Annotated in this window: 22 protein-coding genes and 1 tRNA gene; 17 read left to right on the top strand and 6 right to left on the bottom strand. The window is 63.4% G+C overall.

Features of this window, described 5'->3' with window-relative positions:
- From VME63_RS14120 to gyrA, 15 genes are all read left to right on the top strand, one after another.
- On the top strand, window positions 1-1,509 hold the full coding sequence (locus VME63_RS14120; RefSeq protein WP_325433992.1) for an NADH-quinone oxidoreductase subunit M: 1,509 nt from the start codon (window positions 1-3) through the stop codon (window positions 1,507-1,509).
- 12 nt (window positions 1,510-1,521) lie between these two features.
- On the top strand, window positions 1,522-2,961 hold the full coding sequence (nuoN, locus tag VME63_RS14115; RefSeq protein WP_325433991.1) for an NADH-quinone oxidoreductase subunit NuoN: 1,440 nt from the start codon (window positions 1,522-1,524) through the stop codon (window positions 2,959-2,961).
- 87 nt (window positions 2,962-3,048) lie between these two features.
- Window positions 3,049-3,125 (top strand) — tRNA-Met (locus VME63_RS14110).
- A 190-nt stretch (window positions 3,126-3,315) separates the two neighbouring features.
- Window positions 3,316-3,834: a ribosome maturation factor RimP gene (gene rimP, locus VME63_RS14105; protein ID WP_325433990.1), complete on the top strand. Its 519-nt coding sequence runs from the start codon at window positions 3,316-3,318 to the stop codon at window positions 3,832-3,834.
- A 48-nt stretch (window positions 3,835-3,882) separates the two neighbouring features.
- Complete coding sequence (nusA, locus tag VME63_RS14100; RefSeq protein WP_325433989.1) at window positions 3,883-5,388, top strand: transcription termination factor NusA; 1,506 nt, start codon at window positions 3,883-3,885, stop codon at window positions 5,386-5,388.
- A 125-nt stretch (window positions 5,389-5,513) separates the two neighbouring features.
- Window positions 5,514-8,300, top strand: coding sequence for a translation initiation factor IF-2 (infB, locus tag VME63_RS14095; protein WP_325433988.1), 2,787 nt, complete (start codon window positions 5,514-5,516; stop codon window positions 8,298-8,300).
- Between the two features lie 152 nt (window positions 8,301-8,452).
- Window positions 8,453-8,827 carry a 30S ribosome-binding factor RbfA gene (rbfA, locus tag VME63_RS14090; protein WP_325433987.1) on the top strand — a complete coding sequence of 125 codons (375 nt, stop codon included), beginning with the start codon at window positions 8,453-8,455 and terminating at the stop codon, window positions 8,825-8,827.
- Between the two features lie 24 nt (window positions 8,828-8,851).
- Entirely contained in the window at window positions 8,852-9,793 is a 942-nt protein-coding gene (gene truB / locus VME63_RS14085) for a tRNA pseudouridine(55) synthase TruB (protein WP_325433986.1), read from the top strand.
- Between the two features lie 155 nt (window positions 9,794-9,948).
- On the top strand, window positions 9,949-10,218 hold the full coding sequence (gene rpsO, locus VME63_RS14080) for a 30S ribosomal protein S15 (protein WP_325433985.1): 270 nt from the start codon (window positions 9,949-9,951) through the stop codon (window positions 10,216-10,218).
- Between the two features lie 20 nt (window positions 10,219-10,238).
- Entirely contained in the window at window positions 10,239-12,344 is a 2,106-nt protein-coding gene (gene pnp / locus VME63_RS14075) for a polyribonucleotide nucleotidyltransferase (protein ID WP_325433984.1), read from the top strand.
- 109 nt (window positions 12,345-12,453) lie between these two features.
- Window positions 12,454-13,497: a poly(R)-hydroxyalkanoic acid synthase subunit PhaE gene (locus VME63_RS14070; RefSeq protein ID WP_325433983.1), complete on the top strand. Its 1,044-nt coding sequence runs from the start codon at window positions 12,454-12,456 to the stop codon at window positions 13,495-13,497.
- A 9-nt stretch (window positions 13,498-13,506) separates the two neighbouring features.
- Complete coding sequence (gene phaC / locus VME63_RS14065) at window positions 13,507-14,574, top strand: class III poly(R)-hydroxyalkanoic acid synthase subunit PhaC (protein WP_325433982.1); 1,068 nt, start codon at window positions 13,507-13,509, stop codon at window positions 14,572-14,574.
- 85 nt (window positions 14,575-14,659) lie between these two features.
- Window positions 14,660-15,685, top strand: a complete 1,026-nt coding sequence (mtnA, locus tag VME63_RS14060; RefSeq protein ID WP_325433981.1) for an S-methyl-5-thioribose-1-phosphate isomerase — start codon at window positions 14,660-14,662, stop codon at window positions 15,683-15,685.
- On the top strand, window positions 15,682-16,092 hold the full coding sequence (locus VME63_RS14055; protein WP_325433980.1) for a GtrA family protein: 411 nt from the start codon (window positions 15,682-15,684) through the stop codon (window positions 16,090-16,092). The genes mtnA and VME63_RS14055 overlap by 4 nt, the downstream gene beginning before the upstream one ends.
- A gap of 137 nt (window positions 16,093-16,229) precedes the next feature.
- Entirely contained in the window at window positions 16,230-18,836 is a 2,607-nt protein-coding gene (gene gyrA, locus VME63_RS14050; protein ID WP_325433979.1) for a DNA gyrase subunit A, read from the top strand.
- A 94-nt stretch (window positions 18,837-18,930) separates the two neighbouring features.
- On the opposite strand, the gene VME63_RS14045 is transcribed toward gyrA, so the two are convergent.
- Window positions 18,931-19,215 (bottom strand): hypothetical protein, encoded by a 285-nt coding sequence (locus VME63_RS14045; RefSeq protein WP_325433978.1) that lies wholly within the window; start codon window positions 19,213-19,215, stop codon window positions 18,931-18,933.
- Between the two features lie 113 nt (window positions 19,216-19,328).
- Entirely contained in the window at window positions 19,329-19,817 is a 489-nt protein-coding gene (locus VME63_RS14040; RefSeq protein ID WP_325433977.1) for a peroxiredoxin, read from the bottom strand.
- Window positions 19,818-19,953: 136 nt separating this feature from the next.
- Here VME63_RS14040 and VME63_RS14035 point away from each other — a divergent pair, with 136 nt between their 5' ends.
- Together VME63_RS14035 and VME63_RS14030 are read left to right on the top strand one after the other, a co-directional pair.
- Window positions 19,954-20,400 (top strand): Hsp20/alpha crystallin family protein, encoded by a 447-nt coding sequence (locus VME63_RS14035; RefSeq protein ID WP_325433976.1) that lies wholly within the window; start codon window positions 19,954-19,956, stop codon window positions 20,398-20,400.
- A gap of 95 nt (window positions 20,401-20,495) precedes the next feature.
- The gene (locus tag VME63_RS14030; protein WP_325433975.1) at window positions 20,496-21,395 is read left to right on the top strand and encodes a DnaJ C-terminal domain-containing protein; all 900 of its coding nucleotides are present in this window, start codon (window positions 20,496-20,498) and stop codon (window positions 21,393-21,395) included.
- Between the two features lie 75 nt (window positions 21,396-21,470).
- Here the strand turns inward: VME63_RS14030 and pilH are convergent, their stop codons facing one another.
- The 4 genes from pilH to lpdA form a co-directional block, all read right to left on the bottom strand.
- Window positions 21,471-21,836 carry a twitching motility response regulator PilH gene (pilH, locus tag VME63_RS14025; RefSeq protein ID WP_325433974.1) on the bottom strand — a complete coding sequence of 122 codons (366 nt, stop codon included), beginning with the start codon at window positions 21,834-21,836 and terminating at the stop codon, window positions 21,471-21,473.
- Window positions 21,837-22,018: 182 nt separating this feature from the next.
- Entirely contained in the window at window positions 22,019-23,023 is a 1,005-nt protein-coding gene (locus VME63_RS14020; protein ID WP_325433973.1) for a YhdH/YhfP family quinone oxidoreductase, read from the bottom strand.
- Between the two features lie 34 nt (window positions 23,024-23,057).
- Entirely contained in the window at window positions 23,058-23,654 is a 597-nt protein-coding gene (locus tag VME63_RS14015) for a TIGR00730 family Rossman fold protein (RefSeq protein WP_325433972.1), read from the bottom strand.
- Window positions 23,655-23,802: 148 nt separating this feature from the next.
- Entirely contained in the window at window positions 23,803-25,242 is a 1,440-nt protein-coding gene (lpdA, locus tag VME63_RS14010) for a dihydrolipoyl dehydrogenase (protein WP_325433971.1), read from the bottom strand.
- Between the last annotated feature and the right edge of the window lie 31 nt (window positions 25,243-25,273).

The following is a 25,273-nucleotide window of genomic DNA, read 5'->3' as shown; positions in this document are numbered from 1 at the left end:
ATGTTCAATCATTTGCTCAGCCTCTTGATCTGGCTGCCCATCGCAGGTGCGGTGCCTGTCTTGCTGGCCGGCTCCAGCCGGCCCAACACGGCACGCTGGCTGTCCTTGCTGATGGCGGTACTCACCTTTATCGTCAGCCTGTTCCTGATTCCGCAATACAATGCGGATGCCGGCGGTATGCAGCTGGCCGAAAGCCATCTGTGGATCGCTTCGCTCAATGTGCATTACGGGCTGGCGGTGGACGGCATTTCGGTCGCACTGATTCTGTTGACCACGCTGGTCGGCATCCTGGTCATCGTGGGCGCCTGGGAGGTCATCCAGGACAAGCCGCATCAGTACATGGCCGCCATGCTGGTGCTCGAAGGCCTGATGATCGGCGTGTTCTGCGCCACCGACGCCTTGCTGTTCTACGTGTTCTTCGAGGCGATGCTGATCCCGATGTTCATCCTCATCGGTATCTGGGGCGGCCCACGGCGCGTGTACGCTACCCTGAAGTTCTTCATTTATACGTTCCTGGGCTCGATCTTCATGTTGATCGGCCTGATCTATCTTTACCTGAAAGCCGGCACGTTCGACCTGCACACGCTGGCCACGCTGCCGCTGACCATGCAGGAGCAGAGCTGGCTCTTCTTCGCCTTCCTGATCGCTTTCGCGGTGAAGGTGCCGATGGTGCCGGTGCACACATGGTTGCCCGATGCGCACGTGGAAGCGCCCACCGGCGGTTCGGTGGTGCTGGCGGCGGTGATGCTGAAGATCGGCGGATACGGCTTCCTGCGCTTCAGCCTGCCGATCGTGCCTGATGCGTCGGCGCATTTCGCCTGGCTGGTGATCCTGCTCAGCTTGATCGCGGTGGTCTACATCGGCTACGTGGCGCTGGTGCAGGAGGACATGAAGAAGCTGGTGGCGTATTCGTCCGTGGCGCACATGGGCTTCGTGACGCTGGGCGTGTTCATCGGCTTCATGCTGGTGCGCGATTCGGGCAACATCGATGCCGCGCGCTTAGGGATGCAGGGCGCGATGGTGCAGATGATCTCGCACGGCTTCGTCTCGGGCGCGATGTTTTCGTGCATCGGCGTGCTGTACGACCGCATGCATACGCGCTCGATCAAGGATTACGGCGGTGTCATCAACGTCATGCCGTGGTTCGGTTTCTTCTATGTGCTGTTCGCGATGGCCAACTGCGGCCTGCCGGGTACCAGCGGTTTCGTCGGCGAATTCATGGTGATCCTGTCCAGCTTCAGCGCCAATCCCTGGATTGCGCTGTTCGCGGCCTTCACCCTGATCATCGGCGCCGCCTACACCTTGTGGCTGGTCAAGCGCGTGCTGTGGGGAGAGGTGACCAATGCCCACGTGGCGGAGATGACCGACATCAACGGACGCGAAACCTTCGTGCTTGGCGTATTCGCCGCGATGGTGCTGATCGTGGGTATCTGGCCCGAGCCGCTGACGCATCTGATGGACAGCTCGGTAACCCAATTGGTCCAGCTGTTGGCCATTCACAAGGTCTGATCGAGAGCGACCATGCCGAATTTGAACGACATTTTGATCATGCTGCCGGAGTTTTACCTGGTGGCGGCGGCGTGCGTGCTTTTGCTGCTGGACGCCTTCCTCAAGCCCTCCCAGCGCTCGCTGCTGCACTGGCTGTCCATCATCGTGCTGGCGGTTGGCATCTACCTGGTCATCGCGGGCCAGCCCAATGGCTCCGTTACGGCTTTCAGCGGCTCCTTCATTCGTGACGGCGTGGCGGAGATCCTCAAGGTTTTCGCGCTGCTCAGCACGATCCTGGTGTTCATCTACGGACGCCCGTACCTGATCGACCGCAAGTTGTTCGTGGGCGAGTTCTACACGCTCATGATCTTCGCGACGATCGGCGCGATGCTGCTGGTGTCGGCGGGCAATCTGGTGATGGTCTACCTGGGCCTGGAGCTGCTGACGCTTTCTTCGTACGGGCTGGTTGCGCTCAATCGCGATTCGAAGCTTTCCTCTGAAGCGGCGATCAAGTACTTCGTGCTGGGCGCGCTGGCCTCCGGCATGCTGCTATACGGCATGTCGATGGTGTACGGCGCCACCGGCACGCTGGACCTGGTACGCCTGCACCAGGGCATTGCACAGAGCGCGATGCCGCATCTGCTGGTATTCGGCCTGATCTTCATGGTCATCGGCATCGCGTTCAAGCTCGGTGCCGCGCCGTTCCACATGTGGATTCCCGACGTCTACCAAGGCTCGCCCACCGCCGTGACGGCCTTCATCGGCTCGGGGTCGAAATTGGCGGCGTTCGGCATGGCCTTCCGTTTGCTCCAAACCGGCATGGGCGATTACTCGCAGCATTGGCAGCTGATGCTCGCGGCGCTGGCCGTGCTGTCGCTGGCCGTGGGCAACCTGGTCGCCATCGTGCAGACCAATCTCAAGCGCCTGCTGGCGTATTCGACCATTTCCCACATGGGCTACCTGCTGCTGGGTCTGGTCAATGCGGGTCCCGAAGGCTATTCGGCCGCGATGTTCTACGCGATCAGCTATGCGCTGATGTCGACTGCGGCATTCGGTGTGATCATCGCCTTGAGCCGCGCCGGTTTCGAATGCGAGGAAATCGAGGACTTCAAAGGACTCAACCAGCGTTCGCCGTGGATGGCGTTCCTCATGATGCTGGCGCTGTTCTCTCTGGCCGGCGTGCCGCCGCTGTTCGGCTTCTTCGCCAAGCTGCTGGTGCTGCAGGCCGCCATCCATGCGGGCATGATGTGGCTGGCCATCGTCGGCGCGGTGTTCGCGATCATCGGCCTTTACTACTATCTGCATGTGGTGAAGGTGATGTATTTCGACAAACCCGTCGAAGGCACCGAGGTCCGTCTTCAATCCGATTTCACCCTGCGCGTGGCTTTGTCGCTGAATGCGTTGGTGCTGCTCGGGCTGGGCCTATACTGGGGACCGCTGTTGAGCTGGTGCAGGCAGGCTTTTGTGGGTTGAGGCGTGGTCCGCGCTCATCGGATGGGAAATTGGCGTGTAAAGGCCTTGCAAGAAATCGGCCATCTCGCTAGAATTCTCGGACTCTGATGCGGGGTGGAGCAGTCTGGCAGCTCGTCGGGCTCATAACCCGAAGGTCGCAGGTTCGAATCCTGCCCCCGCTACCAGATCTTTCTTGGACAAGAAAGCCTCCTCGTGAGGCTTTTTTGTTGGCCGAAGGGATGCGGTGCACTTTGTCAGGCGTTTTTTGCTATGAAGGGGTGCGGGAAAGAGCCTGAAAGAGTCGGGACATCGGCGAGATAAGGGAATGGGCCGCTTGAGCCCATTTTTTGTTTCTGGCGACGGTAGACGAACGAGATGGATACGTTAGCTCTGGCACAACGCTTCACCGAGGTTTTGGCTGATCTTCAGCTTGAATGCCTTGGTGTCGAATTTAGCCCTTCGCAGGGGCAAAGTACGCTGCGCGTCTATCTCGATGCACAAGGTCGTGAAGTCACGCTGGACGATTGCGAAGCGGCGAGCCGCGAGCTTTCCGCCATGCTGGATGTCGAGGATCCGATTCCGGGGCACTACGTACTGGAAGTTTCCTCGCCCGGCATCGATCGTCCGCTGTTCACGGCAGCGCAGTTCGCCAAGGTGGCCGGTCAGGAGGTAAAGCTGCTGTTGAAGGCGCCCCTGGAAGGTCGCCGCCGTCTGCGCGGCAAGGTGGCATCGGTGGAAGGCGAGCAGATCGCGCTGGAAGCCGAGGGCAAGGTTTTTCAATTCGGGCACGACGCGGTGGAAAGCGCTCGCATCGTGCCGGACTGGGTCGCGCTCGGTTACGTGCCGCAACCCAAGCCCGGTGGTCGCAAGCCGGGCAAGAAGGCTTCGAAATAAGTTCAATCTGTCGATGGAGCGCCAGGCGGCGTTCACGGAGTGGTTGCAATGAGCAAAGAACTTTTGCTGGTCGTCGATGCAGTGGCCAACGAAAAAGGCGTGTCGCGCGACGTGATCTTCCAGGCCATGGAAGCGGCGTTGGCGTCGGCCGCCAAAAAGCGCTATCCGGACGAGGATCCGGATATCCGCGTCACCATCGACCGCAACTCGGGCGACTACGAAACCTATCGCCGCTGGGAAGTCATCGCCGATGACGGCGAGATGGAGTCGCCGTTCCGCCAGCTGCGCTTGATGGACGCCGTCGACGAGCGTGCCGACGCCACCGTGGGCGATTTCATCGAGCAGCAGATCGAAAACGCCGAATTCGGCCGCATTGCCGCGCAGGCCGCCAAACAGGTGATCGTGCAGCGCGTGCGCGAAGCCGAACGCCAGCAGGTGGTCGATGCGTTCAAGGATCGTGTGGGTGAATTGGTCACCGGTATCGTCAAGCGTGTCGAGCGCGGCAACGTGTATCTGGACCTGGGCGGAAACGCCGAAGCTTTCATCCCGCGCGACAAGACCATTCCGCGCGAATCGCACCGCGTGGGCGACCGCGTGCGCGGTTACCTGCAGGAGGTGCGCTCGGAAGTGCGCGGTCCGCAGCTGTTCGTCTCGCGCGCGGCGCCGGAATTCATGATCGAGCTGTTCAAGCTCGAAGTGCCGGAAGTGGGCCAGGGCCTGGTCGAAATCAAGGGCTGCGCCCGCGACCCGGGTGATCGCGCCAAGATCGCCGTGGTGGCACATGACACCCGCACCGATCCCATCGGCGCCTGCATCGGCATGCGCGGTTCGCGCGTGCAGGCTGTGTCCAACGAGCTCAATGGCGAGCGCGTGGACATCATCCTGTGGCACGAGAACCAGGCCCAGTACGTCATCAACGCCATGGCGCCGGCCGAAGTGCAGTCCATCATCATGGACGAAGACAAGCACTCGATGGATATCGCCGTCGCCGAAGACAAGCTCTCTCAGGCTATCGGCCGTGGCGGTCAGAACGTGCGCCTGGCCAGCAAGCTCACCGGCTGGCAGCTCAACGTGATGACCCAGGACCAGGTCGCCGCCAAGAGCGAGGCCGAGCAGGAATCGGCCCGCCAGCTGTTCATGGACAAGCTGGAAGTGGACCAGGAAATCGCCAACATCCTCGTGCAGGAAGGCTTCTCCAGCGTCGAGGAAATCGCCTATGTGCCGAGCGCGGAGCTGCTGGCCATCGAAGGTTTCGACGAAGACATCGTCGAGGAACTTCGTGCCCGTGCGCGCGACTCGCTGCTGACCGAGGCGCTGGCCGTCGAGGAAAACATCGACGAGCACCAGCCTTCGCAGGAACTGTTGGAACTGGATGGCATGGATGAATCGACGGCCTACGCGCTCGCTGAGCGCGGCGTCGTCACGATGGACGATCTGGCCGACCTTGCGGTCGATGACATGATCGACATCGAGGGCATGGATGAAGAGCGTGCCGCGGCACTCATCATGGCGGCACGTGCGCCCATGATTGCGCGGCTGGAGAAGGGCGGCTAACCGCGGGCGGCAGCGTCCCGGATGGGCGCGCCGGGAGACTGAAACGTCTCCACCAAGGACGGAGGCAGCCGTGCAAAGAGGTTTTGTACGGACGATAAGCGCGGGAACGGCGGAGAAAGAACACGATGTCGGACGTCACGATCAAACAACTCGCCCAGGTGCTGGGCATGCCGGTCGACAGGCTGCTGACGCAGCTTGGCGAAGCGGGTATGAAATTCTCCGATCCGGAGCAGGTCATCAGCAGCACCGAAAAGGTGAAGCTGCTGGGCTTTCTGCGTCGCACGCACGGCAAGGCCGACACGGCGCCGGAAACGGACGACTCCTCGCCCCGGCAGATCACGCTCAAGCGCCGCAAGATCAGCGAGCTGAAAGTCGCCACGCCGGGCGGCCGCGGCGCGCAGAGCAGTGCGAAAACGGTCAACGTGGAAGTGCGCGCCAAGCGCACCTACGTCAAGCGCAGCGTGATCGCCGAAGAAGCGAGCACCGATATCGAGCGCGAAGACGCGCTGCGCAAGCTGCATGAGTCGCAGCAGCTGCGCGAGCACGAAGAAAGCGAGCGCGCCGATGCCGAGCATCGCCGCCAGGAAGAAGCGCGCCAGCGTGCCGAGGAAGACGCGCGCCGCGAAGCCGAGGCCGAACGCGCGCGCCAGGAAGCGCAGGCTGCCGCCGAAGCCGCCGTGCGGGCAAAGGCCGAGGCCGAGCAACGTGCCGCCCAGGAAGCGTCCGCACGCACCAGCGAGCCGGAGGTCCAGGCGCCTGAAGCCGAAGAGCGCGCCGAGCCCGAGGCAGCATCGGTGCAGCGCATCGACCAGCATTCGCTGGGCATGATTCTCCCGCGCATCCATGAACCGCGTAAGCGGGAAAAGAAGCCGGTTGCAGCGCCGGCCCCGGCCCCTGCGCCGGCCCCCGCTGCGGCCGCCAGCGGCGACGCAAACCGCGGCGGCAAGGTTCGTCACGGTACGCGCGAGCGCGACGACGTGCCCGGTGGCAAGCGCTTTGCCGCGGGCGAGCTGCATCTGTCCGACGCCGATCGCGCCCGTCGCTCCAACAAGCGCGGCAAGGGCGGCAAGGGCGCCGTGCGCGAAGTCGCGCGCCCCGGCGCTCCGGCTTCTACCGGCGCGCACGGCTTCTCCCGCCCCACCGCGCCGGTGGTGCGCGAAGTCGTGGTCGGCGACGCGAACGTGGTAGCCGAGCTTGCGCAAAAAATGGCGGTCAAGGGTTCGGAGGTGGTCAAGGCGCTGTTCAAGATGGGCGTGATGGCCACCATCAACCAGACCATCGATCACGACACTGCCGTGCTGGTCATCGAAGAGCTGGGCCACAAGGTGGTCGAAGCCAGCGACCAGGGCGCGGAAGCCGCGCTGGCCGCGCATACGCAAAATGCCGAGCTGGAAGGCGAGCGCAGCACGCGTCCGCCGGTGGTCACCATCATGGGTCACGTCGACCACGGCAAGACCTCGCTGCTGGACTACATCCGCCGCACCAAGGTGGCTTCGGGCGAGGCGGGCGGCATTACGCAGCACATTGGCGCCTATCACGTGGAAACGCCCAAGGGCGTAATCACCTTTCTCGACACGCCGGGCCACGCCGCGTTTACCTCGATGCGTGCCCGTGGCGCGCAGTCGACCGACATCGTGGTGCTGGTCGTGGCGGCGGACGACGGTGTGATGCCGCAGACGCAGGAGGCCGTGCAACACGCGCGCGCCGCCAAGGTGCCGCTGATCGTCGCCGTCAACAAGATGGACAAATCCGACGCCAACCCGGACAACGTCAAGCAAGGCCTGGGCAATCTGGAAGTGATTCCGGAGGAGTGGGGCGGCGATACGCCGTTCGTACCGGTGTCGGCCAAGACCGGCATGGGTATCGACGATCTGCTCGACGCGATCCTGGTGCAAGCCGAAGTGATGGAGCTTACCGCCGTGCACGACGGCGCGGCTTCGGGTGTCGTAATCGAATCCAGCCTGGATCGCGGCCGTGGCCCGGTGGCCACCGTGCTGGTGCAGCAAGGTACGCTCAAGCGCGGCGACTTCGTCGTTTGCGGCATCGAATACGGCCGCATGCGTGCGTTGATCGATGAAACCGGCAAAACCGTGCAGGAAGCGGGCCCCTCCATTCCCGTGCAGGTGCTGGGTCTGTCCGGCGTGCCGGAAGCGGGCGATGATTTCGTGGTCGTCGCCGACGAGCGCCTGGCGCGCGAAGTGGCGGCCGAGCGTCAGCAAAAGCGCCGCGATTCGCGCATGGTCAGCAAGGCCAACCGTCTTGAAGACATCATGGCGCAGATGGGTCAGGCGTCGGAGCAGCAGACGCTGAACATCCTCGTCAAGGCCGACGTGCAAGGCTCGGTGCAGGCGCTGCGCGAGTCGTTGAGCCAGATCGGCAACGACAACGTGAAGGTCAACGTGATCGCCGCCGGCGTCGGCGGCATCACCGAATCGGATGCAACGCTTGCCGCCGCATCCAAGGCATTGATTATCGGCTTCAATGTGCGCGCCGACGCTTCCGCCCGCAAGGTTATCGACACGGCCGGCCTGGACGTGCGCTACTTCTCGATCATCTATGACGTGATCGACCAGGTGAAGCAGGCGGCCTCGGGCCTGCTGGGCGTGGAAGTGCGCGAAGAAATCATCGGCATCGCCCAGGTGCGCGACGTGTTCCGCAGCTCCAAGTTCGGCGCGGTCGCCGGCTGCATGGTGGTGGAAGGCACCGTCAAGCGCAGCAAGCCGATCCGCGTGTTGCGCAACAACACCGTGATCTTCCAGGGCGAACTGGAATCGCTGCGCCGATTCAAGGACCTTGTCGACGAAGTGCGCAGCGGCATGGAATGCGGTATCGCCGTGAAGCAGTACAACGATGTGAAGGTGGGCGACCAGATCGAATGCTTCGAGCGCATCGAAGTCGCCCGCACGCTGTAACACCTCGCTTCCCGCTCCCCGCAAGGGGTGCGGGAAGGTTGGGTAGCCGTCGGGCCGGAGGCCCGGGCCCATTCACCGGCAAGGGCCGCAATGACGGGCACCTAACACTCCCTCTGACAGGCTCAGTCTTTCCAAAGCATTCCTATCGAACCATGCCCTCACGCGACTTCAAACGTACAGACCGCGTCGGCGCCGAGCTTCGTCGCGAACTCGGCACGCTGGTGCATGCGGCCGTGCGCGATCACGGCCTGCCTTCGTGCAGCGTGTCGGACGTGGAGGTCACCCGCGATCTGGATTGGGCCACGGTATGGGTAACCGCCCTGCTGCCGGACCAATCGAAGACGGCGGTCAAAGCGCTGAACGAGCTGGCCGGAGAATTCCGTCGCACGCTGTCGCGCCAGATGCGCCTGCGCCGCGTGCCGGAGCTGCGTTTCAAGTACGACGACTCGGTGGACAAGGGCGAGCGCATCGAGCATTTGCTGCGCCAGGATCCGGCCATTCGCACGTCCGAAGATAACGACGACTAAGTTCCCGCAACGGTCGTACCCACCATGAGCCGCCGCCGTCAACGCCCCGGTGCCCGCGACCTGCACGGCATCCTGCTGCTCGACAAGCCGCTGGGCATGAGTTCGAACAAGGCGCTGCAGGTGGCGCTGGGCATTCTTGGCGCAGCCAAAGGCGGCCATACCGGCGCGCTGGATCCGCTGGCCACCGGTCTGCTTCCGCTGTGTTTCGGCGAAGCGACCAAGATCGCCGGTACCTTGCTCGGTTCGCGCAAGGCCTATCTGGCCCAGTGCCAGCTCGGTATCACCACGGCCACGGGCGATCGCGAAGGTGAGGTGGTGAGTCGCCGGCCGGTCCCCCCGCTCGACGACGCCCTGATCGAGGGGGCGCTGGCTAGCCTGCGTGGCCGTATCGTTCAGGTTCCGCCTGTGTACTCGGCCCTCAAGCAGGATGGCGAGCCGCTTTACCTGCGGGCGCGCCGCGGCGAAGACGTCCAGGTGCCCCCGCGCGAGGTGGAAATCTTCCGGCTGGATCTGGTCGCCCGTACCGCCGACACGCTGACCCTGGAAGTGGAATGCGGATCGGGCACCTACATCCGCAGCCTGGCGGTCGATCTGGGTGAGCGGCTGGGCTGCGGCGCGCACCTTGCTGCCCTGCGTCGGCTCTGGGTAGAACCCTTCCGGGCACCGCGCATGCTGACTCCGGACCAGCTGCGCGACGCCGCCGAGCAGGGCCAGGAGGTGCTCGACGGGCTGCTCCTGCCCATGGCCGCAGGTCTGGCCGACCTGCCGGCCTTGCACCTGGACCCCGACGCCAGCCAGGCCATCTCACAGGGGCGCCAGATCGATTGGCCCGCCCCAGGCCCACGCGAGCGCTCCGCCGCGTTCGCCAGCGACGGGCGGCTGCTGGCGCTGGTCGATTGTGACGAGCGGGGGCGCGTGCGCATCCTGCGCGGCTTCAATTTGCCCGTGGCGGCCGGGGACGCTTAACACTTCCAGGTGATGGTCTTGTTGCAACGCGGTCAGGGTCGGTACAATTACCTACTTGACTCAATGCTTTCATTCAACCTGCCGGAGCTTGCGCAACGTCACCGAGCGGTGACGTTGCGCAAGTTCCGCACCCGCTTTTATAGGAAGAGATACACATGTCCCTCACCGCAGAACAGTCCAGCAAGATCGTTGCTGACTTCGGCCGCGCGCCGAACGACACCGGCTCCACGGAAGTGCAGGTCGCCCTGCTGTCCGCCCGCATCGATCACCTCACCGATCATTTCAAGGCGCACAAGCAGGATCATCACTCCCGCCGCGGCCTGCTCAAGCTGGTCAACCAGCGCAAGCGCCTGCTCGGTTACCTTAAAGACCGCGATCTGGCCCGCTATCAGAGCCTGATCGAGCGCCTCGGCCTGCGTCGCTGAACGGACCGAGGACATACACAGTGGCGAAAGTAACCAAGTCGTTCCAGTACGGTAATCACGAAGTGACACTGGAGACGGGCGAAATCGCCCGCCAGGCGTCCGGTGCCGTCATGGTCAGCATGGGTGGCACCGTGGTGCTGGTTTCCGTGGTGGCCGCGTCCAAGGCGAAGGAAGGGCAGGATTTCTTCCCCCTTACCGTCGATTACGTGGAAAAGTTCTACTCCGCCGGTCGCATCCCGGGTGGATTCTTCAAGCGCGAAGGGCGCCCGACCGAGAAGGAAACGCTCACCTCGCGCCTGATCGACCGCCCGGTTCGCCCGCTCTTCCCGGAAGAGTTCAAGAACGAAGTGCAGGTTATCGCGCAGGTCGTTTCGCTGAACCCGGAAGTCGATGGCGATATCGCCTCCATGATCGGCGCCTCCGCCGCGCTGACGCTGGCCGGCATCCCCTTCAAGGGCCCGATCGGCGCGGCCCGCGTGGGTTTCGCCAACGGCCAGTACCTGCTTAACCCGACCGCCACGGAGCTCAAGACCTCCGACCTGGACCTAGTCGTCGCCGGCACCTCCAACGCCGTGCTGATGGTGGAATCGGAAGCCAAGCTGCTCAGCGAAGAAGTGATGCTGGGCGCAGTGGTGTTCGGCCACAAGCAGATGCAGACGGTGATCACCGCGATCAACGAATTTGTCGCCGAAGCCGGCCGCAAGCCGTTCCATTGGGAGGCGCCTGCGCGCAACGACGCGCTGTTCGCCTCGATCAACAGCATCCTGGGCGACCGCCTGGAGAATGCCTTCGCGATCCGCGACAAACTGGAACGCCGCGACGCCATCGCCGCGCTCAAGGGCGACATCAAGACCGGCATCGCCGAAACCGCCGCTTCGCACGGCTGGAGCGACCTGGACGTCAGCAACGCGTTCGCCGAGATCGAATACCGCACCATGCGCGACGGCGTGCTGAAGACCAAGGTGCGCATCGACGGGCGCAAGCTGGACGACATCCGCCCGATCAGCGTGCGCGTGGGCGTGCTGCCCCGTACGCACGGCTCGGCCCTGTTCACTCGTGGCGAAACCCAGGCGCTGGTCGTGGCCACGCTGGGTACCGCACGCGATGCGCAGATCATCGATGCGCCGGAAGGCGAGTCGAAGGATACGTTCCTGTTCCACTACAACTTCCCGCCCTTCTCGGTGGGTGAAACCGGCCGCTTCGGTGCGCCCAAGCGTCGCGAAATCGGCCACGGCCGCCTCGCCAAGCGCGGCGTGCAGGCGGTCAAGCCGTCGATGGAAGAATTCCCGTACGTGCTGCGCGTGGTGTCGGAAATCACCGAGTCGAACGGCTCGTCCTCGATGGCCTCGGTGTGCGGCTCTTCGCTGGCCATGATGGACGCCGGCGTGCCGCTCAAGGCACCGGTGGCCGGCATCGCCATGGGCCTGGTGAAGGAAGGCGCCGACTTCGTGGTGCTGTCGGACATCCTGGGCGACGAAGACCACCTGGGCGACATGGACTTCAAGGTGGCCGGTAGCGCCGAGGGCGTGTCCGCGCTGCAGATGGACATCAAGATCGACGGCATCACCGAAGAAATCATGAAGGTGGCGCTGGAGCAGGCCAAGCGCGGCCGTCTGCACATCCTGGGCGAAATGGCCAAGGTGATCAGCACGCCGCGTTCGGAAATGAGCGAATACGCGCCGCGCCTGCTCACCATCAAGATCCATCCGGACAAGATCCGCGAGGTCATCGGCAAGGGCGGCGCCACCATCCGTTCCATCACCGAAGAAACCGGCACCACCATCGACATCAGCGACGATGGCACCGTGGTCATCGCCTCGGTCAACCGCATGGCGGCCGAAGAAGCCCGCAAGCGCATCGACCAGATCGTCTCGGACGTCGAGCCGGGCCGCATCTACGAGGGCAAGGTCGCCAAGCTGATGGATTTCGGCGCCTTCGTGACCATCCTGCCGGGCAAGGACGGCCTGGTGCACGTGTCGCAGATTTCCAACGAGCGCGTCGAGAAAGTGTCCGACAAGCTCAAGGAAGGCGACATCGTGAAGGTCAAGGTGCTCGAAGTGGACAAGCAGGGCCGCATCCGCCTGTCCATGAAGGCAGTCGCCGAGGACGCCGGCGCCAACGCCTGAGCTTGTCCGACAAGCTGACCATCGAAAACGCCCGGCTCCTGTAGCCGGGCGTTCTCATTTTGGAAAGCTTGTATTTGATACGATGGCGCTTCAGTTCGAGGATGCAGGCATGCCCGACCAGGCCAATGATTTTCTGAAGGACTACCAGGCGTTCGCCCAGCAATCCTGGGATACCTGGATGCGATATCTCCAGCAGCCGCCCGGTGTCAGCGCTCCGTTTGGTTTTGCTCCGCCACCGGCACCGCCCGCCGACGATTTCCTTACCCGAAGCCTCGCCAGCCTCCAAGCCTATGGCAGCTGGCTGCAGCAGGCCGCCGGGGCCGGTGCAACCGGGCAGTTCGGCAACTACTGGCAGCAACCGGCGGCCGTGCAGCCGTTCCTGGCGGCGTTCAATCAGCCGTTTGCCCAGACCGTGGCGGGCCTGGATAGCGCGTCCGCGTTTGGGCTGGACCAGCAGTGGCGCTCGTGGCTGCAGGCCATGCAGCGCAGCGGGTTGGGCGGCATGGGGGGCATGGCCGCGCCCGCGCCGATGGCTGCGTTCGGCATCACCCGCGAAATGCAGCTGGACCAGCAGTCCATCGCTGCGGCGATGCATGAATACGCCCAGATCAACGGGCGCTACCAGACGCTGCTCCAGCAGGTAAATGCGCAAGGCATCGAGCGCCTGCAGGAGATGCTCAAGGAACACAGCGAACCGGGCAAGCAGATCGAATCGCTCAAGGGCCTGTACGACATGTGGGTCGACGCCATGGAAGACGCCTACGCGAAGATGGCGCTCTCCGACGAATACCGCGAGGTGTTCGGCGCCCTGGTGAACGCACAGATGCAGGTGCGCAAACTGCAGCAACAGCAGACAGAACAAATCTGTCGCGAACTGGGCATCCCCACGCGCAGCGAGCTGGACAGCCTGGGTCAGCGCGTGCAGCAGTTGCGCCGCGACGTGCAGGGCCAGCGCCAACAGGCTACCGCTGCGCATGCTTCCGAAGTGGACGCGTTGCGCGCGGAAATCGCCGCACTGAAGCGCGAGCTGGCGGCCAGTGCATCGCCCAAGCCGGCGCCGGTCCGGTCGATCAAGTCCGACGACAACGGCAAGCACTCCACGGCTGCCCCCCGCGCGAAAGCGGCCGGCTCAGCCTCGGCCAAACGCAAGTAAGGATCGGCCATGCAGACGCCTTTGCACTTGGATCCCCAGCAGGCTTTCAACGAGGTCGCCGCGTTTCAGCGCAAACTCGCCGCCGGCATGCAGAACCTGCGCGGCCTTGGCGAGCAGCAGTACGCCAATACGCCGCGCGAAGCCGTCTACCGCGAGGACAAACTCACCGTCTGGCATATGCAGGGCGGCACCAAACCCACGGCGAAAGTACCGACGCTGATCGTCTATGCGCTGGTCAACACCGTGTGGATGACCGATCTGCAGGACGATCGCTCGCTGGTGCGCAATCTGCTGGCGCAGGGAGAAGACGTCTACCTGATCGATTGGGGTTATCCCGACGGCGCCGACCGCTGGCTGACACTGGACGATTACCTCAACGGCTATCTCGACCGCTGCATCGATGCCGTGCGCAAGCGTCACGGCCTGGATGCGATCAACGTGCTGGGCATCTGCCAGGGCGGCACGTTTTCGCTGTGCTACACCGCCATGCATCCGGAGAAGGTGAAAAACCTGATCACCATGGTGACCCCGGTGGATTTCCAGACGCCGGACAACATGCTTTCGCAATGGGTGCAAAGCATGGACGTGGATCTGTTCGTCGACACGCTGGGCAATGTCCCGGCCGAGCTGATGAACTGGGTGTACCTGATGCTGAAGCCCTTGCGGCTTAACCAGCAGAAATACGTAGGACTGGTCGACATTCTCGACAATCCGGCCGAGCTGAAGAACTTCCTGCGCATGGAGCGCTGGATTTTCGATTCGCCCGATCAGGCTGGCGAGGCGTTCCGCCAGTTCATCAAGGATTTCTACCAGCAAAACAAATTGCTCAAGGGCGATTTGCAGATCGGCCATCAACCGGTGGATCTGGGCATGATCAGTCAGCCGGTGCTTAACATCTATGCGGTGCAGGATCACTTGGTGCCACCGGACGCGTCGCGCGCGCTCAAGCGCCAGGTGGGTACCGACGATTACACTGAGCTTGCCTTCAAGGGCGGACACATTGGTATCTACGTGTCAGGGCGCGCGCAACGCGAAGTAGCTCCCGCCATTCACCAGTGGCTGCGCGAGCGAAGCTGAAGGATGTGGCGGGTTGTAGCGAGAGGAGGCCCGATGGGCGGCTTTTCCTCTCGCCCCGCGTGGCATGGCCCTCTAAACTAACGAGATGACGCCTACAAATACTACTCAGATCCACGACACCATCCGCGCTGTGCAATGGCATGGCGATCACCTGCGCCTGCTCGATCAGCGGCTTTTGCCGGCACAGGAGCAGTGGCTCGATTGCCGCGACTCGGCCTCGGTCTATCACGCGATCAAGGATCTGGCGGTGCGCGGCGCCCCCGCGATCGGCATCGCGGCAGCCTGGGGTGTGGTGCTGGCGGCGCAGCGTGGCGAACCGCTTGAGGCGGCGCTGGTCCACTTGCGTTCGGCCCGGCCCACGGCGGTGAATTTGATGTGGGCGCTCGACCGCATGAAGGCGCGCATTGCCGCCGGTGCGGATGCGCAGGCGCTTGAGCGCGAGGCGCAGGCTATCCAGGACGAAGATCTGGCTGCCAACCGCCATATGGGCGAACTGGGCGCGGCCCTCATCGCGCCCGGCTCCAGCGTCATGACCCACTGCAATACCGGATCGCTCGCGACGTCCGGTTTCGGCACTGCGCTCGGCGTGATTCGCGCTGGCGTATCGGGGGGGCGTATCCAGCACGTTTATGCGGGCGAAACCCGCCCCTGGCAGCAGGGCGCGCGGCTCACCATGTGGGAGCTGGTGCGCGATGGCATTGCGGCCACGCTCATCGCCGATTCCGCGGCCTCCCATCTGATGAAATCCGGCGAAGTGAAGTGGGTGATCGTCGGCGCTGACCGCATTGCCGCCAACGGCGATACGGCCAACAAGATCGGCACCTACCAGCTGGCGATCGCGGCGCGCCACCACGGCGTGAAGTTCATGGTGGTGGCGCCGTCCTCGACGGTGGATATGGCCACCGCATCCGGCGACGACATCGAGATCGAACTGCGCGATACGACCGAGTTGCTCAGCGTGGCCGGGCGCCGCACGGTGGTGGAGGGCGCGCAAGCCTGGAACCCGGTGTTCGATGTCACGCCAGCCTCGCTGATCGATGCCATCGTCACCGAGCGCGGCGTGATCGAGCAGCCGACGGTCGAGCGCATGCGCGCAGTGTTCACCCCATGAGGCTGCGCCATGAGGTCATACTGTTTGCCGTCGGCGGCGGTATCGGCTTCGTCATCGACGCGGGCATTTTGCAGATGCTCGTTAGCTTTGCGCACGTCGATCCTTATGCGGGCAGGGTGGTTTCTTTCCTGATCGCCGCCACGGCGACATGGTGGTGGAACCGCAGCCGCACCTTTGCGGCCCGCCACAGCGGGCGTTCGCTGGTTGGCGAATGGCTGCACTGGATGGCCCTCATGAGCGGTGGGGCGGCGGTCAATTACGGCGCTTTCGCCATCTGTCTGCTGGCTTTTCCCAGCTGGCACCGATGGCCGGTGCTGGCCGTGGCCGTGGGTTCGGTGGCCGCCGCCGTGGTCAATTTCATCAGCGCCCGGACACTGCTTTTCAAGCGCGCCAAAACCCACCCGTAAGTCATTGATTAAAAAGGCTTAAATAAGCCCTTTCCAGGCCTGTTTGTGGTACACTTTCAGCCTACTGTCTGACCCTCGCGGACACGCGTTTTCTGCGCCTGTCCGGGGTCGCTATTTGTCACCAGGGAAGCCGATTGATGGCAGAGCTCGCCAAAGAAGTCATCCGCGTCAATATCGAAGACGAAATGCGCCAAAGTTACCTCGATTACGCCATGAGCGTGATCGTGGGACGCGCCCTCCCGGATGTCCGAGATGGCTTGAAGCCCGTACATCGTCGCGTGTTGTTCGGCATGTACGAAGCCAACAACATGTGGAACCGCCCGTATGTGAAGTGCGCGCGCATCGTCGGCGACGTAATGGGTAAATTCCATCCGCACGGCGACAGCTCGATCTACGACGCGCTGGTGCGCATGGCGCAGGACTTCTCGCTGCGCTACCCGCTGGTCGATGGCCAGGGCAACTTTGGCTCGATCGATGGCGACGCCGCCGCGGCCATGCGCTACACCGAGTGCCGCATGGAGCGGCTGTCGGCCGAGCTGTTGCAGGATATCGACAAGGAAACCGTCGATTTCGTGCCCAACTACGACGAGAAGGAACTGGAACCTTCCGTCCTGCCCACGCGCGTTCCCAACCTGCTGATCAACGGCTCCGCCGGCATCGCGGTGGGCATGGCGACCAACGTGCCGCCGCACAATGTCGGCGAGGTGATCTCCGCCACCATCGCCTTGGTCGACGATCCAAGCTTGTCCATCGACGACCTGATGCAGCACGTGCAGGGGCCGGATTTCCCCACCGCGGGCATCATCAACGGCGCCGCCGGCATCGTCGAGGCGTACCGCACCGGGCGCGGCCGCATCCTGGTGCGTGCGCGCACCGAGATCGAAACCGAATCCAACGGTCGCGAGACGATCATCGTCCACGAACTGCCATACCAGGTTAACAAGGCGCGCCTGATCGAGAAGATCGCCGAGCTTGTAAAGGAAAAGCGCGTCGAAGGCATTTCCGAATTGCGCGATGAGTCCGACAAGGACGGCATGCGCGTGGTCATCGAAATCCGCCGCGATGCGATGGCCGATGTGGTGCTGAACAACCTGTTCCAGCAGACCCAGCTGCAGGTCACCTTCGGCATCAACATGGTCGCGCTGGTCGATGGCCAGCCGCGCACGCTCAACCTCAAGGAGATCCTCGAGGCGTTCATCCGCCATCGCCGCGAAGTTGTTACCCGGCGCACCATCTTCGACCTGCGCAAGGCCCGCGCCCGCGCGCATATTTTGGAAGGCCTCACCGTCGCGCTTGCCAACATCGACGAGATGATCGAGCTGATCAAAACCTCGGCCTCGCCGCAGGAAGCGCGCGAGCGCATGCTGGCGCGCACATGGCAGCCGGGCATGGTCGGCGCGCTGTTGGCGGCGGCCGGTGCCGAAGCATCGCGTCCGGAGGACCTGGACCCCCGCGACGGCCTGAAAGCCGATGGCTATCAGCTGTCCGACACGCAGGCGCAGGAAATCCTCGCCATGCGCCTGCATCGCCTGACCGGCTTGGAGCAGGAAAAGCTTTCCGACGAATACAAGGAAATCCTCGGTGCCATCCGCGGCCTGATCGAGATCCTGGAAGACCCCGCGCGCCTGCTGGCCGTCATTCGCGAAGAACTCGAAGCGGTGAAGACCGAGTTTGGTGATGCGCGCCGCACGGAGATCCAGCACTCGCAGGAAGACCTCAACGTGCTCGACCTGATCGCGCCCGAAGACGTGGTCGTCACCCTGTCGCACGCCGGCTACGTCAAGCGCCAGCCCGCGAACATCTATCGCGCGCAGCGCCGCGGCGGTAAGGGCCGCTCGGCGTCGGCGCTGAAGGAAGAGGATTTCGTCGAGCAGTTGTGGGTGGTCAACACGCACGACACGCTGCTTACCTTCACCAGTACCGGGCGCGTCTATTGGCTGAAGGTCTATCAGATGCCCGATGCAGGCCCGAACGCGCGCGGCAAGCCGATGGTGAACTTGTTGCCGCTGGCGGAAGGCGAGAAGGTGCAGGCCGTGCTGCCGGTGCACGAGTACACCGATGATCGCTTCGTGTTTTTCGCCACCGCGCAAGGCACGGTCAAGAAAACGCCGCTCACCGAATTCGCTTTCCAATTGCAGAAGGGCAAGATCGCCATCAATCTGGAAGAGGGCGATGCGCTGGTCGGCGTGGAGCTGACCGACGGCAACAGCGATGTATTGCTGTTCGCGTCCAACGGCAAGGTCGTTCGCTTCGACGAAAGCGAAGTGCGCCCGATGGGCCGTACCGCCACCGGCGTGCGCGGCATGAAGCTCACCGATAGCGCCAAGCTGGTCTCGCTGATCGTTGCCGCGGAAGGCGACATCCTTACCGCCACCGAACGCGGCTATGGCAAGCGTACGCAGTTGGATGAATTCCCCAAGAAGGGACGCGGCACGCAAGGCGTGATCGGCATCCAGTGCTCGGAGCGCAACGGTGCCCTGGTTGCCGCCGCCCAGGTGACCCAGGCGCACGAACTGATGCTGATTTCCAACCAGGGAACCCTGGTGCGTACGCGCGTGGCGGAAGTGTCGCAGCTTAGCCGCAATACGCAGGGCGTGACGCTCATTCGCCTTCCGGCCGAGGAGGCGCTGGTCAGCGTCGTGCGACTGGATGCCGACGAAAGTAACGGCGATGAGGCGGATACCGACGAAGGCTTGCCGCCCGAACAGGGCCAATCGCCCGATGCGTCACCATCTGCCGAATAAGCGTTGCGCAGATGCCAAGGAAAAGCCCCGATCATTCGGGGCTTTTCCGTCTAAGCGTCCAGGTTGTTGCGCGAAGCCGCCGCTGAGGAGCTGGCTACTGGTAGGTCGAGCTTATGACGATGGCGTTTTTCGGTGCGTAGCTGGCGTAGAAGTCGAGCACATGGCTTTGCAGCAGTTTTTGCGCCTTGTCGAGCGAATAGGTTTGCATCGTCCGTTGCGGCACCTGCTGACCTGCTGAGTGGAAGGTCATGGATGCTGAGGCGGGTAGATAAACCCGGCCGGTGAAATAAATGAATGCCGATGATGCGGTGCTGGCATGCGCGCAGGTTATCGACATGACCAGTGCTGCAAGGGTCATTGAGATGCGATGGTTCTTCATGGTCGTACCCCCTTCAGAGCGACTTCGCTTAAGCGCGGAGTCGAAGGCTTGTAGCTACTCTGTAGGAGAAGTCCTACCTCAGGTGTGACCATCATCTCATTGTTTTGTAGGCCTCACTGATGTATGGCTGTCAGCATGGCTTCGGCCGTCGAGACCCGAAGCTCGCCCGGGCTTTCAACGTGGAGCTGCTTGACTATGCCGTTTTCGGCATAGAGCGCGAAGCGCCGCGACCGCATGCCCAGGCCGTAGGCGCTGCCGTCCATCTCCAGTCCTAGCGCGCGCGTGAGCACGCCATTGCCATCGGCCAGCAATTTCAGTCCGGGCGGAACATGTTGCGAGGCGGCCCAGGCTTTCATCACGAAGGCGTCGTTGACGGCCATGCCCAACACATCGACCCCGATGGCCTGAAAGTCGGCAAAGTGCTTGACGTAGCCTGGCAGGTGCCGCTCTGAACAAGTCGGCGTGAAAGCCCCGGGCACGGCAAACAGTACCGCCTTGCGTCCTGCAAGCAGATGGGCGGTCGAAAGGCGCGCCACCGGCCCGTCGCCGTCAATGACGGCAATCTCTATATCCGGGAAGGGTTGTCCGATCTGGATGCTCATCCTGTACTCGCTGAAGGTAGGGCAACGCCGCGCATGCTAGCGCCCAGCTCGCGGCCTGTCGCCTTGAAACGCCGGACTTGGGAACTATCTAGGGCTCAAGCGGTGATCGCACCGCACACTTATTATGAGGTGAGTCATGAGTTTGAGCCGCAATGCCTTCTGGGGCACTACCCACGCCATTCCGTCGGATATCCGCCAGGCGTTCGACCGTTTCCTTCAGCAAAACGATCAATCCGACGTCGCGGCCGCGCAATGGGCGCCGCGGGTGGACATCAAGGAAGAGGCGCAGCGCTTCGTGATCTTCGTCGATGTGCCGGGCGTCGATCCGGCCAGCATCGAGGTAAGCATGGAAAAGAGCGTTCTGAGCATCAAGGGTGAGCGCCCGGCCGAGAAGCCCGAGCAGGACAGCCGCTTCACGCGCGTGGAGCGCGCGCATGGCAGCTTCCACCGTCGCTTTACCCTGCCCGATAGCGCCGATGCCGACAACATCGTCGCCAACGGCAAGCATGGCGTGCTGGAGATCGTGATTCCGAAGAAGGCGCAAACCGCGCCGCGTCGCATCACCATCAATACCGCGCATTAATCCGCACATCGCGCGATGTTGCGCAAGCCGCCCGCCACGGACCATGATCCGTGGCGGGCTGGTTGTGTTTATGCAAAGCAAGCCGGGGAGTGGCAGTGGAATTCAAAGACTATTACGACACCCTGGGCGTGAAGCCCGACGCCAGCGAGGCGGACATCAAGGCGGCCTACCGCAAGCTGGCGCGCAAATACCATCCGGACAAAAACAAGGAAGCCGGCGCGGAGGAGAAATTCAAGGCGATCAATGAAGCCAACGAAGTACTGCGCGATGCCGAAAAGCGCCGCGCTTACGACCAGCTTCGTGCTGGCGGCTATCGACCCGGCGAGCAGTTCCGGCCGCCGCCGAATTGGGGACAGGGGCAGGGCTTCGATTTCGGCGAGGCGGGCGAGGGCGATTTCAGCGATTTCTTCGAGAGCCTGTTCGGGCGAACCGGCCATCGCCAGCAGGGCCAGCCGCGCGCACGCCGGGGTCGTGACGTGCAGGCCCAGGTGCAGATCGATATCCAGACCGCCTTCGACGGTGGCCGCACGCGCCTGAACCTGGACGACGGCAGCGGCACCGAACGGGTGCTCGAGGTGAAGATTCCTGCCGGCATCCAGCCCGGCAAGGTGATTCGTCTGAGCGGCCAGGGACAGCCAGGAAGCGGCGGCGGCCCGAATGGCGATCTCTTGCTTGAGGTGGGCATTCGCGAGGACGCCCGTTTCAAGCTGGATGGCCGCAACGTGCTGCATGTGCTTGCGGTCAGCCCGTGGGAGGCCGCGCTGGGTGCCTCTGTGCCGGTTCCGACGCTCGCCGGTACGGTGGACCTGCGCATCCCGGCGGGAACGCAATCGGGGCGCAAGCTGCGCCTGAAGGGGCGTGGATTTCCCGGTCACACGCCGGGCGACCAGCTGGTGGAGGTATCGATCAGGGTGCCGGCGGCAGAGAGCCCGGCGCAGCGCCAGGCCTTCGAGGCGCTGCAGGCGCAGTTCCCGCACTACGACCCGCGGCATTGAGCGCGCCCGCAAGACGGAAAATGAAAACGGCGCCGCAGGGCGCCGTTTTCACATGACCCATCGCCGGGTGGGGTATCAGGCCGGCAGCAGTTCCTTCAGCGTCGCCACCAGCTCTTCTTCCCGGATCGGCTTGGTGACATAAGCCCTGGCACCCTGGCGCATGCCCCAGACCTTGTCCGTTTCCTGGTCCTTGGTGGTGACCAGCACGATCGGGATGTGCGCGGTGTCCGGATTCTTGCTGATCGTACGGGTGGCCTGGAAACCGTTGAGGTTGGGCATCACCACGTCCATCAGGATCAGATCCGGTTTTTCTTGCTTCGCCACTTCGACGCCAGCGGCGCCATCTTCGGCGGTGAGCGTCTCATGGCCGAGCTTTTCGACGATGCGCTTGATGCCCAGCAGCTGCGACGGGGAATCGTCGACAATCAGGATACGAGCCATAAGGTGGGAGTCCCCTTGTTGTTCCGTGACAATTCTAAAACGGCGCCGTGGCGCTTCCAAGTTGCCAGTAAGGAAGCTGTGATCCATTTTACGTCGCCGGCATGGTATCCATAGGCCCTGCGCCGCGCTGCATGGCGCCTGGCAACGGGTGACGCCCGCGTGTAAAAGGGATCAAGGCATCCTCAATCCGCGCCGACACGTACGAGGGTGCGCCCGAACGAACCGCCGTCCAGCATACGCCCGAACACGTCCGGCAGCTGCTCCAGCGTCACTTCCCGGGTCGCGATGCGATCCAGGTGCCGGGGTTTCCAATCGCTGGCCAGATGTTGCCACACTTGATCGCGTTGGTCGCGCGGGGTACCGGCGGAGGCGATGCCAAGCACGCTGGCGCCGCGGATGATGAATGGCATGACCGTACTTTCAAAGGCGATACCGCCGGCGTTGCCACAGACGGCGACGTTGCCATAGGGCACGATCAACGGCAGGAGTCCGGCGAGCATGGCCCCGCCAACGTTATCCAGGGCGCCGCCAAACCGCGCCGTATCCATCGGCTTGCCACTGAAGGCGAGCTGGTGGCGATCGATGCACTCGACCGCGCCAAGGCTGCGCAGGAAATCGAAGTGGTCGGACTTGCCGCTGATGGCGTGCACGTCGTAGCCGGCGCGGCTGAAAATATCGATGGCGAGCATACCTACGCCGCCGCTGGCGCCGGTGACGGCGATCGGGCCCATGGAGGGCTTCTGGTGGTTCTCCTGCATGCGCAGCACCGCCAGCGCAGCCGTAAAGGCGGCCGTGCCCATGATCATGCTTTCGCGCAGGCTCAAGCCCTTGGGCAACCCTACCGTCCACTGCGAGGGCAGGCGAATGTACTGGCCATAGCCGCCGTCCCGTGTCTCGGAGAGGCCGCTGCCGGTGCACAGCACCTGATCGCCCTCCTTGAAGCTCGGATCGGTGGACGCCACCACCACACCCGCTGCGTCGACGCCGCCGTTGAGCGGATACTTGCGCAGGATTTTGCCCTTGCCGGTGCCGGCCAGCGCATCTTTGTAGTTGACCGACGAGTACGCCACCTTCACCAGTACTTCGCCTTCGCTGAGGGCGGCGGTGTTCATCGTCTCGATGCCGCCGCGATAGCCGCCGGCATCGTTGTGGATGCGGAACGCTTGAAAGTCGGCGGGCGTATGCATGAGGGGTTTCCTGGCAACGTAATGAAAGAGCTATTCAGGCTTCGACGCTGCTGCGGTCGATCCATTTGGGCGTATATCCGCCTTGATGCTGCGCCATCCAGTCGAACAGTTGTTCGGTGCTGTCACCGAACCAAATCCAGTCGCGTTGTTCGGCGCGCACAAATCCTTCCGTCACCATGTGGTCCATCATGGCGCGCAGCTGCGCGTAGTAACCGCGCACGTCGAAAAAGGCACAGGGGTATCGATGCAGGCCCAATTGCGCCCAGGTGAGCATCTCGAACATTTCGTCCATGGTGCCGAAGCCGCCGGGCAGGGCGACGAAAGCATCGGACAATTCGTACATGCGCGTCTTGCGCTGATGCATCGTCTCGACCACGTGCATCTCGGTAAGGCCCGGATGGGCGACCTCGCGTTCCACCAACTGGCGTGGAATGACCCCGATGGCCTTGCCGCCGGCCGCGAGCACGGCATCGGCCACCGTACCCATGAGGCCTACTTTGCCGCCGCCGTAGATCAGTGTGATGCCGCGCCGGGCCATCTCCGTGCCGAACTCGCGCGCCTGCGCGGCGTAATGCGGATGCTTGCCCGAGCTGGAACCGCAATAGACGCACAGGGAGGTCGGCAAGGGCATGGCGTGGGACTCGGCTCGGCGGCGGGTTGATCGAAGTGGGCGTTGGGCATTCTGGGCGCAACGAGGTTGTCTTTTCGTATGCGCCTAAAAGGCAACGGCCCGCTCATGTTGCCACGAGCAGGCCGTTGGTCGGCAAGGCACGTGTGCCTTAGTTGCCTTTGTGGATCGCGCGCTTGTCGACCGAAAGCGCAGCTTCATGCACGGCCTCCGACAGCGTCGGATGGGCATGGACGATGCGGGCCAGGTCTTCGGCGGAACCCTTGAACTCCATTGCCACGACGGCTTCGGCGATCAACTCCGATACGCCCGGGCCGACCATGTGCACGCCCAGCAGGCGATCGGTTTCGGCGTGGGCGATCACCTTCACCTGGCCGATGGCTTCGTTCATGGCCACGGCGCGACCGATCGCGGCGAACGGAAAGGTGCCGATCTTGTAGGGCACGCCTTCTTCCTTGAGCTGCTTTTCGGTCTTGCCGGCCCAGGCGATTTCAGGTTCCGTGTAGATGACCCAGGGAATGGTGTCGTAGTTGATGTGGCCCGCCTTGCCGGCGATCCACTCGGCCACCGCCACGCCTTCCTCGGAGCCCTTGTGGGCCAGCATCGGGCCGCGCACGGCGTCGCCGATCGCCCACACGCCGTCGACGCCGGTGTGGTTGTGTTCGTCGACCACGATGCGGCCGCGCTCGTCGAGCTTCACGCCGGTATCGCCGGCCAGCAGGCCATCGGTGTAGGCACGGCGGCCCACGGCGACCAGCAGTTTGTCGACGGTGAGCTCGTGCTTGCCGTCCTTGTCTTCATAGGTAAGCTCGACCGCGTCGTTCTTGATCTCGGCCTTGCTCAGCTTGGCGCCGAGCTTGATGTCCAGGCCGAGCTTGCCAAATTCCTTCAGCGCGATCTTGGCGATGTCCGCATCGGCGGCGCCGAGGAAATCCGGCAGCGCTTCGAGCACGGTGACTTGCGCACCCAGGCGGCGCCATACGCTGCCCAGTTCCAGGCCGATCACGCCGGCGCCGATTACGCCCAGGCGCTTGGGTACTTCGTTGATGTCGAGCGCGCCAGCGTTATCGAGGATGTATGTGTTGTCGAATTTCGCGAACGGCAGTTCGATCGGCACGGAGCCGGAGGCGAGGATCACGTTGGTGGCGCTGATCGTCTGCGTGCTGCCGTCGTTGCCGGTGATTTCGACGCTTTTGCTGTCGCCTGCTTTGGAGCCGAGCAGCTTGCCCTTGCCGAAGAATGCCGTGACCTTGTTGGCCTTGAACAGCTGGCCGATGCCGCCGGTGAACTGCTTGACGATCTTGTCCTTGCGGCCGATGAAGGTAGCGAGGTCGACCTTGGCGTTCTCGACGCTGATGCCGTGTGCGGGCAGGTTGTGCGAGAGGTTGTAGAACTGCTTGGACGAATCGAGCAGGGCCTTGGACGGGATGCAACCCACGTTGAGGCAGGTGCCGCCGAGCGCCTGCTTGCCATCCTTGCCGACGAAGGCATCCACGCAAGCGGTCTTCAGGCCAAGCTGCGCGGCGCGGATGGCGGCCACATAACCGGCGGGGCCGGCACCGATGACGATGACGTCGAATTTTTCGCTCATGATTCGTGGGTCCTGGGAAACGGATCGTGCC

The organism is Dyella sp., assembly GCF_035503745.1.
Taxonomy (GTDB): Bacteria; Pseudomonadota; Gammaproteobacteria; order Xanthomonadales; family Rhodanobacteraceae; genus Dyella_B.
The sequence above is the reverse complement of the archived record's forward strand: the minus strand, read 5'-3'. Positions and strand labels throughout refer to the sequence as shown.